The 13857-nt window shown below is 70.1% G+C and carries 15 protein-coding genes; 7 read left to right on the top strand and 8 right to left on the bottom strand.

All coding sequences use genetic code 11. The features are described 5' to 3' along the window. Positions 1-40: 40 nt before the first annotated feature. On the bottom strand, positions 41-1015 hold the full coding sequence (locus OG504_RS37925; protein WP_405993849.1) for a carbohydrate kinase family protein: 975 nt from the start codon (positions 1013-1015) through the stop codon (positions 41-43). A 131-nt stretch (positions 1016-1146) separates the two neighbouring features. Between OG504_RS37925 and OG504_RS37920 the strand changes: the two genes are divergently transcribed. Continuing rightward, a complete protein-coding gene (locus OG504_RS37920) occupies positions 1147-1380 on the top strand; it encodes a hypothetical protein (RefSeq protein WP_405993848.1) in 234 nt (77 codons plus the stop codon). A 168-nt stretch (positions 1381-1548) separates the two neighbouring features. After that, the gene (locus OG504_RS37915) at positions 1549-3513 is read left to right on the top strand and encodes a hypothetical protein (RefSeq protein ID WP_405993847.1); all 1965 of its coding nucleotides are present in this window, start codon (positions 1549-1551) and stop codon (positions 3511-3513) included. A 114-nt stretch (positions 3514-3627) separates the two neighbouring features. On the opposite strand, the gene OG504_RS37910 is transcribed toward OG504_RS37915, so the two are convergent. Beyond that, positions 3628-3984 (bottom strand): iron-sulfur cluster assembly accessory protein, encoded by a 357-nt coding sequence (locus OG504_RS37910; RefSeq protein WP_019065032.1) that lies wholly within the window; start codon positions 3982-3984, stop codon positions 3628-3630. Positions 3985-4280: 296 nt separating this feature from the next. Here OG504_RS37910 and nadA point away from each other — a divergent pair, with 296 nt between their 5' ends. Then, complete coding sequence (nadA, locus tag OG504_RS37905; RefSeq protein WP_405993846.1) at positions 4281-5465, top strand: quinolinate synthase NadA; 1185 nt, start codon at positions 4281-4283, stop codon at positions 5463-5465. A 10-nt stretch (positions 5466-5475) separates the two neighbouring features. Here nadA and OG504_RS37900 read toward each other — a convergent pair whose 3' ends face one another. The 4 genes from OG504_RS37900 to OG504_RS37885 all read right to left on the bottom strand — a co-directional run bounded on the left by OG504_RS37900 (position 5476) and on the right by OG504_RS37885 (position 8678). Next, the gene (locus OG504_RS37900) at positions 5476-6159 is read right to left on the bottom strand and encodes a response regulator transcription factor (RefSeq protein ID WP_033284156.1); all 684 of its coding nucleotides are present in this window, start codon (positions 6157-6159) and stop codon (positions 5476-5478) included. Further along, positions 6156-7403 (bottom strand): sensor histidine kinase, encoded by a 1248-nt coding sequence (locus OG504_RS37895; RefSeq protein ID WP_405993845.1) that lies wholly within the window; start codon positions 7401-7403, stop codon positions 6156-6158. The genes OG504_RS37900 and OG504_RS37895 overlap by 4 nt, the downstream gene beginning before the upstream one ends. Positions 7404-7573: 170 nt before the next feature. Further along, positions 7574-7852 (bottom strand): PspA-associated protein PspAA, encoded by a 279-nt coding sequence (locus OG504_RS37890; protein ID WP_327404665.1) that lies wholly within the window; start codon positions 7850-7852, stop codon positions 7574-7576. Between the two features lie 22 nt (positions 7853-7874). Next, positions 7875-8678: a PspA/IM30 family protein gene (locus OG504_RS37885; RefSeq protein WP_327404664.1), complete on the bottom strand. Its 804-nt coding sequence runs from the start codon at positions 8676-8678 to the stop codon at positions 7875-7877. A gap of 238 nt (positions 8679-8916) precedes the next feature. Between OG504_RS37885 and OG504_RS37880 the strand changes: the two genes are divergently transcribed. The 3 genes from OG504_RS37880 to OG504_RS37870 all read left to right on the top strand — a co-directional run bounded on the left by OG504_RS37880 (position 8917) and on the right by OG504_RS37870 (position 11546). Next, positions 8917-9558 (top strand): DUF3043 domain-containing protein, encoded by a 642-nt coding sequence (locus OG504_RS37880; protein WP_405996541.1) that lies wholly within the window; start codon positions 8917-8919, stop codon positions 9556-9558. 83 nt (positions 9559-9641) lie between these two features. Beyond that, positions 9642-10343, top strand: coding sequence for a class I SAM-dependent methyltransferase (locus OG504_RS37875; RefSeq protein WP_405993844.1), 702 nt, complete (start codon positions 9642-9644; stop codon positions 10341-10343). Between the two features lie 87 nt (positions 10344-10430). Further along, on the top strand, positions 10431-11546 hold the full coding sequence (locus tag OG504_RS37870; protein ID WP_405993843.1) for a S1C family serine protease: 1116 nt from the start codon (positions 10431-10433) through the stop codon (positions 11544-11546). A gap of 81 nt (positions 11547-11627) precedes the next feature. Here OG504_RS37870 and OG504_RS37865 read toward each other — a convergent pair whose 3' ends face one another. Beyond that, complete coding sequence (locus OG504_RS37865; RefSeq protein WP_033284163.1) at positions 11628-11840, bottom strand: hypothetical protein; 213 nt, start codon at positions 11838-11840, stop codon at positions 11628-11630. 209 nt (positions 11841-12049) lie between these two features. On the opposite strand from OG504_RS37865, the gene OG504_RS37860 reads away from it, so the two are divergent. Further along, the gene (locus OG504_RS37860; protein ID WP_405993842.1) at positions 12050-13252 is read left to right on the top strand and encodes a bifunctional adenosylcobinamide kinase/adenosylcobinamide-phosphate guanylyltransferase; all 1203 of its coding nucleotides are present in this window, start codon (positions 12050-12052) and stop codon (positions 13250-13252) included. Here the strand turns inward: OG504_RS37860 and OG504_RS37855 are convergent. Continuing rightward, a complete protein-coding gene (locus OG504_RS37855) occupies positions 13249-13782 on the bottom strand; it encodes a methyltransferase domain-containing protein (RefSeq protein WP_405993841.1) in 534 nt (177 codons plus the stop codon). The two genes, OG504_RS37860 and OG504_RS37855, sit on opposite strands and share 4 nt — an antisense overlap. Between the last annotated feature and the right edge of the window lie 75 nt (positions 13783-13857).

Here is a 13857-nt window from a genome sequence, read left to right as displayed (position 1 = left end):
GAACTGCGCGACCAGCCCCCACACGCCCGCAGACGGCCAATCAGCCCAGATGTCCCCGCACCTCGGCCGCCGCATCATGCCCGTACGCCTTGGTGAACCGGTCCATGAAGTGCACCCGCCGCAGCTGATACTCCTGCGTACCCACGGTCTCGATGACCAGCGTCGCGAGCATGCACCCGACCTGCGCCGCCCGCTCCAGCGAAACCCCCCACGCCAGCCCCGAGAGGAACCCCGCCCGGAACGCGTCGCCGACACCCGTGGGGTCGGCCTTGCGCTCCTCCTCCGCGCAACCGACCTCGATCGGATCCGCACCGACGCTCTCGATCCGGACACCGCGCGAGCCGAGCGTGGTGACCCGGTACCCGACCTTCGCCAGGATCTCCTCGTCGCTCCAGCCGGTCTTGGACTCGATGAGTCCCTTCTCGTACTCGTTCGAGAAGAGGTACGCCGAACCGTCCAGCAGGATGCGGATGTCGTCGCCCTCCATGCGCGCGATCTGCTGCGAGAAGTCCGCGGCGAAGGGGATGGAACGGGTACGGCACTCCTCCGTGTGGCGGAGCATCGCCTCGGGGTCGTCCGCGCCGATCAGGACCAGGTCGAGGCCGCCCACCCGGTCGGCGACGGTCTTCAGCTCGATCTGGCGGGCCTCGCTCATGGCGCCGGTGTAGAAGGAGCCGATCTGGTTGTGGTCGGCGTCGGTGGTGCACACGAAGCGGGCGGTGTGCAGCGTCTCGGAGATACGCACCGAGCCGGTGTCGACGCCGTGCCGGTCGAGCCAGTCGCGGTACTCCGCGAAGTCGGAGCCGGCGGCGCCGACCAGGATCGGCGCGGTGCCGAGCTGGCCCATGCCGAACGCGATGTTGGCGCCGACACCGCCCCGGCGTACGTCGAGGTTGTCGACCAGGAAGGAGAGCGACACCGTGTGCAGCTGGTCCGCGACCAGCTGGTCGGCGAAGCGGCCGGGGAAGGTCATGAGGTGGTCGGTGGCGATGGAGCCGGTGACTGCGATGCGCACGGCGAGGACTCTCCTGAGGGAGGCTGCGTTGACACTTCACGCTACCCGGTCCGCGCGGCGGCTCTGAAGCGGCCAAAACTACCCGATAGTAGATCTTTCTTCGCGAGGTCATGCGTGCCTACGGTGCCGCTATGGCGAACCTCAAAGTCGACGGCCTCGTTCCGGTCCACGTTCCGGCCCATCTCGAAGGCGAGGGTGAGGCCGATCTCGCGTCGCTGCGCGGCGACTGCGCGCGGATGGCTCCGCACTGGACGGTTCCCGACCGGATCGTCTCCCTCCCGGTGTCCCCGTCGCTCATCCACGGGGTGACCGTGCCCTCGACGTCGGCCCGTCTGCTGGACGGCATGGCGGAGTACGGCGACTGAGCGGAGTCGTTCAGCAGGATCGGCGCGCTCGGGGGAACCGCGCGCTCCCCCGCTGCGTCCCATCGCTGTCCCCCGTAAAGGGGATGCGGGATACGACCCTTCTGCCTGCCCCTTTGACAGGGCCGGGTCAGGGTCAAGGGACAGTTGCGCAGCCGAAGGAGCGATGCGGTGAACACCGAGCGACCCGACAACGACGACACGACCGGCACGTCCGGTGACGTGCGGGGCGTGGGGGACGCCGCGAAGGGCTCCGCGGAGGGGCCCGAGGTCGACGACACCGGGGCCGGCGGGGAAGTGACCGGCGCCGAGACCGGCCGTAGGGAAGAGGCCGGTTCTACGGCGCCGGGCGCGGAGGCGGGTCGCAGCGAGCCGGACGAGACGGGGTCCACGGCATCCGGCGTAGAAGCCGACCCGTCGGAAGCAGCGGAAGAAGTCGAACCGACGGGGTCCGACACGGAGGCCGGCCGGCCGGAGGAGACCACTCTCGCGGCATCCGACTCCGGGACGGACGGACCGGAGGAAGCCGGCCTCGCGGCATCCGAAGCCGAGGCGGACGAGCAGCCGGAAGCCGCCGACCCCACGCCCCCCGAGCCCGCCCACCCGGAACAGCCCGTCTCCACCACCGACACCGACACCGACACCGACACCGAACTCTCCCTGCACGACCACTCCCCCGGAAGCGACGACAGGCGCCCCGCCCGATCCAGGTCGCCCCTCGTCATCGCCTCGGTGGCCGCCGCCGTGCTGCTCGTCGGAGGGGGCGGGGCGTATCTCGCGTCGTCGTCATCCGGTTCCGGCGGTTCGGGGGAAGGGACGGGATCCGCGGCGTCCGGTGCCGACGGGACTCCGCCGCTGCTCGCGCTCGACGGGTACTCCTCCGGGGGTACGAGTGGGATCGCGTCCGGGGAGCCGAATCCGTACGGGGAGACGTACCGGGCCGTGGGGAGTCTGCCCGACGGGCCGGACTCCGCCGCCGTGTACGCGCCGGAGGGTGAGGTCGGCAAGGACGCGGTGAGCCGGCTCGCGAAGGCGCTCGGGGTCGTGGGGACGCCGGTAGCCGAGGGGCAGCTCTGGAAGGTGGGCGGGCAGGACGGTACCGGGCCCAGTCTGCAGGTGAACAAGGCCGCGCCGGGCATGTGGACGTTCAACCGCTACGCACCCGGCACCGACGACTGCACCGGCAGCACCACATGCAGGAAGGACCCGGCCGCTCCCGCGGTCGACCCGGTGAGTGTCGCCGTCGCGAAGAAGGCCGCCGCTCCGATCCTCAAGGCCGTGGGCCAGGACGACGCGAAGGTCGACGCGAGCCAACTCATGGGCGCGCAGCGGGTGGTGAACGCCCAGCCGGTGATCGGCGGGCTGCCGACGTACGGGTGGACCACCGGGCTGACCGTCAGCGCCCAGGGTGAAGTGGTCGGCGGGAGCGGGGACTTGGCGGCGCCGGCGAAGGGTGACGTCTATCCCGTGCTGAGTGCGCAGAAGACGATCGACCTGATGAACGCGGCGCCGAGGACCGACCACCGCATGGGCATCGGCGGCTGCGCCAGCCCCGTACCGCTGAAGGACCGGCTGGAGGCGCCTTGCGGGTCGTCGACCACTTCGTCCGCCTCTGCTACGCCGACGCAGGCGTCGACCACCGTCGAGCACGCGGTGTTCGGGCTGGCCGTGCACTCCGTGGACGGGCAGCAGACGCTGGTGCCGTCCTGGCTGTTCGAGGCGCGGCAGCCGGGCGGGCAGGACAGCTTCACGCTGACGTATCCGGCGATCGACCCGAAGTATCTGGCCTCGGCCAACACGCCCACCCCTACGGCGAGTTCGACGTCCACCGCGGCGCCGCACGACATCAAGGCGGACGGCTACACGACCGACGGGAAGAGCCTCACCGTGGCCTTCACCGGCGGGGTGTGCGCGGACTACAAGGCGTCGGCCGTGGAGAGTTCGGACAAGGTGACGGTCACGGTGACCGACACGCCCTGGCCGGACAAGGTCTGCGTCATGATCGCCAAGATCTACCACCAGACCGTGCAGCTGAAGGCGCCGGTCGGTGACCGGACGGTCGTCGGGCCGGACGGCGCGAAGATCCCCGTGGAGAAGAAGGTCGAGGTGGGGGCAGGACCCTCACTGGCCCGGTAGCAAGGCCCGGTAGCCACGACCGCGCGGGCGGCGGAAAAGCCCGAAGGCGGCGGCCCTGTCGGAGGGGGCCGCCGCCTTCGCTCTGCTCAGTCGCCCAACAGGGCACTGGCGGGTTTAGCTGAACGAGTCGCCGCAGGCGCAGGAGCCCGTCGCGTTCGGGTTGTCGATCGTGAAGCCCTGCTTCTCGATGGTGTCGACGAAGTCGATGGAGGCGCCGCCCAGGTACGGGGCGCTCATGCGGTCGGTGACGACCTTGACACCGCCGAAGTCCTTGACGACGTCGCCGTCCAGGGAGCGCTCGTCGAAGAAGAGCTGGTAACGCAGGCCGGAGCAGCCGCCGGGCTGGACGGCGACACGCAGGGCCAGATCCTCACGGCCTTCCTGGTCGAGCAGGGCCTTGACCTTCGCCGCGGCGGCGTCGGACAGAAGGATGCCGTCGGTGACGGTGCTGGTCTCGTCCGATACGGACATCTACATCTCTCCCGGGTTGTACGGAGACTGCTTGCCGACATTTCAACCGGCGTGGCCGCGGATTCATTCCGGGCCGGGTGGCGTTCTTTTCGCCTGTATCTCTTCTGCTCTCACTTCCATGCTCGCACACACCCGCAGGGCCCCTCACTGGACGCGTACCGGGATTGATGTCACATCGACGTTATCGGCATCGTCAAACTGACGTGAAGAAGTTATGATAGATAACGTCAATTCGACGAAAAGGGCCGTCCTCCCAACAGGCCGGCCCGGTCCGCAGAACAGAAAGGGTGCGTGTCGTGACCACCGCCCAGACCCAGGAGCTCGACGTTCAGCCGACGCCCCTCGCCCTGCTCCTCCTCGGCCGTGAGGCCGACCCGAGGAGCGAGCGCGGCGTCGAGTGCCCCGGCGACCTGCCCTCGCCGTCCGACCCCGACCTGGTCGAGCGGGCCCGCGCGGCCAAGGAGAAGCTCGGCGACAAGGTCTTCGTGCTCGGCCACCACTACCAGCGCGACGAGGTCATCCAGTTCGCCGACGTCACGGGCGACTCCTTCAAGCTGGCCCGGGACGCGGCCGCGCGCCCGGAGGCCGAGTACATCGTGTTCTGCGGTGTGCACTTCATGGCGGAGTCCGCGGACATCCTGACCGGCGACGACCAGAAGGTCGTCCTCCCCGATCTCGCCGCCGGCTGCTCGATGGCCGACATGGCCACCGCCGAGCAGGTCGCCGAGTGCTGGGACGTGCTGACCGAGGCCGGGATAGCCGAGCAGGTCGTGCCCGTGTCGTACATGAACTCGTCCGCCGACATCAAGGCGTTCACGGGCAAGCACGGCGGCACGATCTGCACCTCCTCGAACGCCGAGCGGGCCCTGGACTGGGCCTTCGAGCAGGGCGAGAAGGTCCTGTTCCTCCCCGACCAGCACCTGGGCCGCAACACGGCGGTCCGCGACCTTGGCCTGAGCCTCGACGACTGCGTCCTCTACAACCCGCACAAGCCCAACGGGGGCCTCACCGTTGAGCAGTTGAGGGCCGCGAAGATGATCCTGTGGCGCGGCCACTGCTCGGTGCACGGCCGCTTCTCGCTGGAGTCGGTGGAGGACGTGCGGGCCCGGATCCCGGGTGTCAACGTCCTCGTCCACCCGGAGTGCAAGCACGAGGTCGTGAGCGCGGCGGACTACGTCGGGTCAACGGAGTACATCATCAAGGCACTTGAGGCGGCCCCGGCCGGTTCGAAGTGGGCCATCGGCACCGAGCTGAATCTCGTACGACGGCTCGCGAACCGTTTCGCTCCCGAGGGCAAGGAGATCGTCTTCCTCGACAAGACGGTCTGCTTCTGCTCGACCATGAACCGCATCGACCTCCCCCACCTGGTCTGGACCCTGGAGTCCCTCGCCGAGGGCAACCTGGTCAACCGCATCGAGGTGGACAAGGAGACGGAGGCGTTCGCCAAGCTGGCGCTGGAGCGGATGCTGGCGCTTCCGTAGCTCTGCCGGGTTATTCCACCCGCGGCCGGACCAGGCCCGACTCGTAGGCGATGACGACGAGTTGGGCCCGGTCGCGGGCGCCGAGTTTGGACATGGCCCTGTTGACGTGGGTCTTCACCGTCAGGGGGCTGACCTCCAGGCGTTCGGCGATCTCGTCGTTCGAGAGGCCGCCGGCGACCTGGACCAGGACTTCGCGTTCGCGGACGGTGAGGGCTTCGAGGCGTTCGGCGCGGGCGGGGTCGCGGTCGTCGTCCAGGTCGCCCTGGGCGAGGAAGCGGGCGATCAGGCCCTTGGTCGCCACGGGGGACAACAGGGCCTCTCCGGCCGCCGCGACCCTGATCGCGCTCAGGAGTTCCTCCGGCTCGGAGCCTTTCCCCAGGAAGCCGGACGCGCCCGCGCGCAGGGACTGGACCACGTAGTCGTCGACCTCGAAGGTCGTCAGTATGACCACGCGGACGTGGGCCAGGGACGGGTCGGCGCTGATCATGCGGGTCGCGGCGAGGCCGTCCGTGCCGGGCATCCGGATGTCCATCAGCACGACGTCGGCCCGTTCCTCCTTCGCCAGCCGTACGGCCTGTGCGCCGTCCGAGGCCTCTCCTACGACCTCCATGTCGGGCTCCGAGTCGACGAGTACACGGAAGGCGCTGCGCAGCAGGGCCTGGTCGTCGGCGAGCAGGACACGGATCGTCGTCATACGGGGTCCCCCGAGGCGCGTGGGCGGGTCTTGACCGGCAGGATCGCATGGACGCGGAAACCGCCTCCGTAGCGGGGACCGGTGGTGAGGGTGCCGCGCAGGGCGGTGACGCGCTCGCGCATGCCGAGCAGGCCGTGGCCGCCGCCGGAGTCGGGGTCGTGGTCCTCGCCGGAGCCGTTGTCGAGGACGGTGACCTCCACGTTCGGGCCCACCCGTACGACACTCACCTCGGCCTTCGCCTCCGTACCGGCGTGCTTCTGCACGTTGGTGAGGGCTTCCTGGATGACGCGGTAGGCGGCCAGGTCGACGGCTGCGGGGAGGGTGGTGCCGTTGTCGGCGCGGGCGACCTCGACCTGGAGGCCGGCGTTGCGGAAGGTACCGGCGAGTTCTTCGAGGCGGTCGAGGCCCGGGGCGGGTTCGGTGGGGGCCTCGGGGTCGCCGGACTGGCGCAACAGGCCGACGGTGGCGCGGAGTTCGTTGAGCGCGGAGCGGCTGGCCTCGCGTACGTGCGCGAGGGCCTCCTTGGCCTGGTCCGGGCGCTTGTCCATGACGTGTGCGGCGACTCCGGCCTGGACGTTGACCAGGGCGATGTGGTGCGCGACCACGTCGTGCAGGTCGCGGGCGATGCGGAGGCGTTCCTCGGCGACCCGGCGGCGGGCCTCCTCCTCGCGGGTGCGCTCGGCCCGTTCGGCGCGCTCGCGTATGGCGTGCACGAATTCCTTACGGCTGCGTACGGCGTCGCCGGCGGCGGCCGCCATGCCGGTCCAGGCGAAGATGCCGAGGTTCTCCTGGGCGTACCACGGGAGGGGGCCGCCGAGCATCGCGGCGCCGGTCAGCACGGTCATCGTGAGCAGGGCGACGCGCCAGGTCGTCGAGCGGTCGGTGGTGACGGCGACGGTGAACAGGGCGACCACCGCCGACATCGCGACCGGGGCGCGCGGGTCGCTGGTGACGCTCTCGATGAGGGAGGCGGTGGCGGTGACGGCGAGCACCAGCATGGGGGCGCGGCGGCGTTTGACCAGCGCGGCGGCGCCGACCGCCATCAGGATCAGGCTGAGGGGGGCGGGGGTGCGGAGGCCCCAGCTCACGCCGTTGTCCCCGTGGGGGTCCACGAAGGATCCGGCGACCATGCAGACGAGCACCGCGGCGGCGAGGGCCGCGTCCAGGGCGGAGGGGTGCGCCTTCGCTTGGCAGCGGGCGCGGTCCAGGGTGCGGGTCCCTGCCGGGGGCGGAACGGGGGCCAACGGTACGTCTCCTTGTGAGTGACCGGTGCTGGGGTGACCCCGTACTGGGGGCTGCCGCCCCCAGACCCCCGCTTCGGCCTGAACGGCCTCGTCCTCAAACGCCGGACGGGCTGAAATTACTGGCCTGTGCTGAAAAGCTTCCGCCCCTCCAAGCACCGCCCACCCCGGAACTACCCCGGGATCAACCCGTCGTCGCTCAGCAGGTCCCGGACCTCCTCCAGGGTCGCGTCCTCTGCCGGGAGGATCAGCTCGGACGGTTCCAGGGAGTCGTCCGGCAGCGGCTCGCCCAGTTCTCGGACCTTTGCCAGGAGGGCCTGGAGGGTTTGGCGGAAGGCTGGGCCGTCGCCGTTCTGGACCTCCGTGAGGAGGATGGTGTCCAACTTGTTCAGCTCGGTGAGGTGGCCGTCGGCCAGCCTCACCTGCCCCTCCCCCATGATCCGTACGATCATGTCGCCCTCCTCAGGCGTGGGCCTACTGCTTGTCGAAACGCGGGGTGTCCTGCGGCTGCGAGGACGACTGCGACTGGGACTGGTCCTTGCCGCCTTCGATCGCCTGCTGGGAAGCAGATGAGCCGCCGGCCAGCTCCGCCTTCATGCGCTGGAGTTCCAGCTCTACATCCGTACCACCGGACAGGCGTTCCAGCTCGGCCTGGATGTCGTCCTTGGCCATGCCGGTCGGGTCGTCCAGGGCGCCGGAGGCGAGGAGCTCGTCGATCGCGCCGGCGCGGGCCTGGAGCTGCTGGGTCTTGTCCTCGGCCCGCTGGATCGCCAGGCCCACGTCGCCCATCTCCTCGGAGATGCCGCTGAAGGCCTCGCCGATCCGGGTCTGTGCCTGGGCCGCCGTGTACGTGGCCTTGATGGTCTCCTTCTTCGTACGGAAGGCGTCCACCTTGGCCTGGAGGCGCTGGGCCGCGAGGGTGAGCTTCTCCTCCTCGCCCTGGAGCGTGGTGTGCTGCGTCTCCAGGTCCGTCACCTGCTGCTGGAGCGCGGCCCGGCGCGAGAGCGCCTCGCGGGCCAGGTCCTCGCGGCCGAGGGCGAGCGCCTTGCGGCCCTGGTCCTCCAGCTTCGAGGACTGCGACTGCAGCTGGTTGAGCTGGAGCTCCAGACGCTTGCGGGAGGTGGCGACGTCGGCCACTCCCCGGCGCACCTTCTGAAGCAGCTCCAGCTGCTTCTGGTACGAGTAATCGAGGGTTTCGCGCGGGTCCTCGGCCCGGTCAAGGGCCTTGTTCGCCTTCGCGCGGAAGATCATCCCCATACGCTTCATGACACCGCTCATGGGCTTCGCGCGCCCCCTTCTGACGGACTCCAGATCCAGCGACTGCAACAGAACCCACAGTACGGGCCCTGCATCCATTACCGCACTGTTCGGGGACGGATGCGCTCATCCCCAAGGACGACTGAGCCCGGTTCTGCTCCGGCGTAAGGAGTAGGTGCTCCCCTGGCAAGACCCGTCCCCGACGTCCTTCTCTGTCCCCCTACAGACGAGCGGTGTTGCCGGATCGTTCCCCACAGGGCTGGGGTCCAACCCCATTCACCCCTTACCCTTGGGTTTTGTGTTCCGTAGCCGCGCCAAGGAAGAGAAGGCAGCGCCCACCGACAAGGTGTCGCTGACCGACTCCACAATGCCCCGAGACCCTCAGGCCCCGAAGGGTCGGCCCACGCCCAAGCGCAGTGAGTCACAGACTCAGCGCCGCAGTGTCGCCAACACCTCGATGACGCGCAAGGACGCCTCCAAGCGTCAGCGCGACGAGCGGCGCACGGCGATGGAGAGGCAGCGCCAGGCGCTGTCCGGCCGTGGCAACGAGCGGGATCTGCCCCTCCGTGACAGGGGTCCGATCCGCAAGTTCGGGCGTGACTACATCGACTCGCGCATCAACATCGCCGAGTTCTTCCTGCCGCTGGCCGTGGTGATCCTCGTGCTCAGCGTGGTGCAGATCCCCGCGCTGCAGAACATCGCGCTGCTGCTGTGGCTCGTGGTGATCGTGCTGATCGTGGTCGACTCCTTCTGGAGCGTGTTCCGGCTGCGCAAGCTGCTCGCCGAGCGCTTCCCGGGCCAGGACACGAAGGGCACGGTCTGGTACTCCATGATGCGCTCCCTCCAGATGCGTCGACTCCGGCTGCCGAAGCCGCAGGTCAAGCGCGGAGAGCGGCCCTGAGCGCGGACTCCTTCTCCGGGGGCGCGGCCGATGCCTGGCTGAGCGGGCTGGGCGGGCTGCGGGATGTCGTACGACAGGAGCTGGTGGCTCGGCAGCTCGACGAGCAGATAGCCGGCCGGTATCCGGTCGGGCAGCGGCTGCGGGTGCTCGACGTCGGGATGGGCCAGGGCACGCAGGCGCTGCGGCTGGCCCGGGCCGGGCACCAGGTGACCGGGCTCGAACAGGAACCGAAGATGGTCGCCGCGGCCCGTGAGGCGCTGTCCGGCGAGCCCGAGGGCATCCGGGAGCGGGTGCGGATCATCGAGGGCGACGGCCGGGACACGGGCGTGCACTTCCTGCCGGGCAGCTTCGATGTCGTTCTCTGCCATGGCGTACTCATGTACGTGTCCGAGCCCGATCCGCTGCTCGCCGGGCTGGCGCGGATGCTGGCGCCGGGTGGGCTCCTGTCTCTTCTCGTGCGGAACGCCGACGCGCTGGCCATGCGGCCCGGGCTGTCCTGGAACTGGGCGGGCGCGCTGGGCGCGTTCGATTCGACCGCGTACCGCAATCGGCTGGGCCTCGATGTGCGGGCCGACCGGCTGGGCACCCTGACGGCCACGCTCGCGGGGATCGGGGCGCCCTTGCAGGCCTGGTACGGCGTGCGGGTCTTCACCGACACCGCTCCGGCGGGCGTGGAGATCCCGGCGGACGTCGAGTCGCTGCTGGCCGCCGAGGAGCGGGCCGGGCGGACGGATCCGTACCGGGCGGTGGCCGCGCTGCTGCATCTGTGCGGTGTGCGGGGCTGAGGGCGCGGCCCTCTCCCTGGTCCCCCTAGGGGCCCGTTCGGGTCAGCAGTACAAGCCGGACATTCACCCCAAAGAGACACTCGCGGTATGGACTCCTCCCATACCCGTACTCGTATCCGTGCTCGTGTCCGTGCCCTGCGGCCGGTCGCTCTCCTCGCCGGTCTCGCCTGTTCGCTCGCGCTGGTCGCCGGATGTTCCGGCTCCGGGTCGTCCTCGTCGGCCTCCTCGAAGAAGGACGGCTCGACCACGCAGGCCGCCGAGGCCGCCGTACCGATGGCGAGTGACGACCTGCAGAGCGACTACCTGAAGGTGATCAAGGAGGTCCTGCCGTCGGTCGTGCAGATCCAGGCCAGCAGTGATCTGGGGTCGGGGGTCGTGTACGACGACCAAGGGCACATCGTCACCAACGCGCACGTCGTCGGGGACGAGAAGACCTTCAAGGTGACCACCGCCAACAGCGAGGACGTGCTCACCGCCAAGCTCGTCTACTCGTATCCCGAGCAGGACCTGGCCGTCGTCAAGCTGGACAAGGTGCCGGACGGGCTGAAGGCGGCGACCTTCGCGGACTCCTCCAAGGTCGAGGTGGGGCAGATCGTCCTCGCCATGGGCTCGCCGCTGGGACTGTCGTCCAGCGTGACGCAGGGCATCGTGTCGGCGACCGGACGGACCGTCAGCGAAGGCAGTTCCGGGGGCGGTACGGGCGCGACCATCGCCAACATGGTGCAGACCTCGGCCGCGATCAACCCCGGCAACAGCGGGGGCGCGCTGGTGAATCTGAACGGGCAGGTCATCGGCATCCCGACCCTTGCCGCCACCGATCCCGACCTCGGGGGCAGTGCGGCGCCGGGGATCGGGTTCGCGATCCCGTCCTCGATGGTGAAGACCGTTGCCGACCAGATCGTGAAGGACGGCAAGGTCACCGACTCGGGGCGGGCGGCCCTCGGCATCACCGGACGTACGGTCGTCGACGACAGTTACCAGGCCGCCGGGGTCGCCGTCGTCGAGGTGAAGAGCGGCGGGGCCGCCGACAAGGCCGGTATCCAGGCGGGCGACATCATCACGAAGCTCGGTGACACGGGCATCACCACGATCACCTCGTTGTCGGAGGCGCTGGCGTCCGACAAGCCGGGGCAGAAGACGTCGGTGACGTACACGCGGAACGGGGCGTCGAAGAAGGTCGATGTGACGCTGGGCGAGCAGTAGCCCGGCTCAGTTCAGTTCAGGAACGAGGTGGGGGCGGCCGGAGAAGTACCGGCCGCCCCCACCTCTTTGGCCTACGACGGGCTACGCGTCCTCGGCATGCAGGCTCATCGGGCCGTAGATCTGCGTGCCGTCCTCGAAGAGGAAGACCTGGTCCGCGCCGCCCGCGACGAGTTCTTTCCAGATCTCGCCGAGCCAGGACTCCGCGTCGCCCTGTGTGGTGAACTCCTCCGGCGTGACCGCGGGTTCGACCTCGGTCCCGTCGGACTTCTCGAACCGCCAGATCCATGCCGCCATCTACGCCTCCAAAGTCTGAGCGCGTGCAGAACAGAAGCCGGATCTTGGTCCGGCTTCTGTGTGCAGCGTATTCGCTCCGCTGGGTTAGTGGGGGGTGAGCTGCGGATATTCGGTCGGGTGCGGGCCGGTGGGGCTTCTCGCGCAGTTCTCCGCGCCCCTGGGTGGGACCAGGGCGCGCATGTTCACCGGTGAACGGTGAAAATCGTCCCGTGGAACTGACTCTGCTCGGTACTGGTGCCCCGGCTGGACTCCCGCGGCCTGACTGTCCCTGTGCGGCCTGTGCCGTGTCGCTCGGGGTCGATGCGCGGGCCGCCACCGCCGTGCTCGTGGACGGGACGCTGCTGCTCGATCTGACGCCCGGGGCGGCCTTCGCCGCTGCTCGGGCCGGGCACTCGCTCGGCGGTGTGCGGCAGGTGTTGTTGTCGCATCCGCATGATGGGCCGGCGGTGGAGGTGCCTGCCGGGCTGCCGCAGCCGGGGCGGGTGCCGGACGGGCGGGAGCTGGCGTTGTTGACGGGGCATCGGGTGCGGGCGGTGGCGATGGACGCGCCCGGTACCGGGTACGCCGTCACCGGGCCCGACGGGCAGCGGGCGCTGTATCTGCCGCCGGGGGGTGCGCCGGCCGGGCTCGAGGAGGGGGCCGTGCCGTCGTACGACATGGTGCTCGCGGATGTCGTGGGGCGGCCGGATGCTCTTGCGAAGCTGCGGGCCGTCGGGGCGATGGGGCCCGCCACCGACGTCATCGCCGTCCATCTCGATCACGATGTGGCGCCGGGGGCCGAGTTGGCGCGGCGGCTGGCCGCCGTGGGGGCGCGGGCCGTGCCGGACGGGACGACGTTGACCGTGGGGGTGTACGAGGACGTGCCCGATGTGCCGCGGCGGACGCTGGTGCTGGGCGGGGCGCGGTCCGGGAAGTCGGTCGAGGCCGAGCGGAGGTTGGAGGCGTTTCCGGACGTGCTGTACGTCGCCACCGGCGGCTCGCGCAACGGGGACACCGAGTGGGCCTCCCGGGTCTCCGCGCACCGGGAGCGGCGGCCGGGGTCGTGGCGTACGGCGGAGACGTGTGACCTGGTGCCGTTGCTGGCGGAGGACGGGCCGCCGTTGCTCATCGACTGTCTGTCGCTGTGGCTGACGGACGCCATGGACTCCGTGGGGGCCTGGGACGACACGGAGTGGGGGGACGGCGGGGAGAAGCGACTCCGCGAGCGGGTACGGGAGTTGACCGCTGCCGTGCGGGCCACCCGGCGGACCCTGGTCGCCGTGTCCAACGAGGTCGGTTCGGGGATCGTGCCGGCGACCGCGTCCGGGCGCCGGTACCGGGACGAGCTGGGGCGGTTGAACGCCGCGGTCGCCGGTGAGTGCGAGCACGTGTTGCTGGTGGTCGCCGGGCAGGCGCTCGCCCTGCGCGGCTAGGGCTGCTGTTTTCTGCGGGCGATCAGGCGCTGCGGGGGCGGGAGCCGGTCCTGGAAGCCCCGGTGTTCGGTGACCAACTCGCAGTCATGGGGCTCCAGTTGGGCGCGGAGGGCGTCCGGGGGGCCTTCCAGGAGGAGGAGGCCGCCGGGGCGCAGGACCGTGAGGGCGGCGCCGAGTTCGGCGTCGGGGTCGGGGGCCGGGGAGCGGTCGCGCAGGAGGGTGACCACGTCGTAGCGGGACTGGAGGGCGGTCGTGATGTGGGAGTCCGTGAGGTGGCCGGCGTAGGCCTCCTCGATGCGTTCGGCGGCGCGGGCGCGGACGACTCGGGGGGTGGGGTCGACGCCGTCGAAGGCGGTGTACGGGAAGAGGGCCTTCGCCGTTTCCGGGAAGTGGGCGTCGCCGGTGCCGACGTCGAGCCAGCTCTCCGGTTCGGGGAGGAGCCGGAGGATCGCGCGGGCCAGCGCGCGGTGGCGGCGGCGTGCGTCGAGGGTGCTGACGCGCGTGCTGACGCGGGTGCGCAGGCTGTTCATGGGCGGCTCCCGGAGACGTACGGCAAAACGGTGCAAACCGATACGTACGGGATCTAGATCTTGAGGGCAAGGACG

This window comes from Streptomyces sp. NBC_00986 (genome assembly GCF_045162565.1).
Classification (GTDB): domain Bacteria; phylum Actinomycetota; class Actinomycetes; order Streptomycetales; family Streptomycetaceae; genus Streptomyces.
The sequence above is the reverse complement of the archived record's forward strand: the minus strand, read 5'-3'. Positions and strand labels throughout refer to the sequence as shown.

Coding starts and splice junctions, on each gene's coding strand:
- OG504_RS37920 (WP_405993848.1), top strand. CDS start 1,147: ATGGCGAACCTCAAAGTCGACGGCCTCGTTCCGGTCCACGTTCCGGCC.
- OG504_RS37910 (WP_019065032.1), bottom strand. CDS start 3,984: ATGTCCGTATCGGACGAGACCAGCACCGTCACCGACGGCATCCTTCTG.
- OG504_RS37900 (WP_033284156.1), bottom strand. CDS start 6,159: ATGACGACGATCCGTGTCCTGCTCGCCGACGACCAGGCCCTGCTGCGC.
- OG504_RS37890 (WP_327404665.1), bottom strand. CDS start 7,852: ATGATCGTACGGATCATGGGGGAGGGGCAGGTGAGGCTGGCCGACGGC.
- OG504_RS37885 (WP_327404664.1), bottom strand. CDS start 8,678: ATGAGCGGTGTCATGAAGCGTATGGGGATGATCTTCCGCGCGAAGGCG.
- OG504_RS37870 (WP_405993843.1), top strand. CDS start 10,431: ATGGACTCCTCCCATACCCGTACTCGTATCCGTGCTCGTGTCCGTGCC.
- OG504_RS37865 (WP_033284163.1), bottom strand. CDS start 11,840: ATGGCGGCATGGATCTGGCGGTTCGAGAAGTCCGACGGGACCGAGGTC.
- OG504_RS37855 (WP_405993841.1), bottom strand. CDS start 13,782: ATGAACAGCCTGCGCACCCGCGTCAGCACGCGCGTCAGCACCCTCGAC.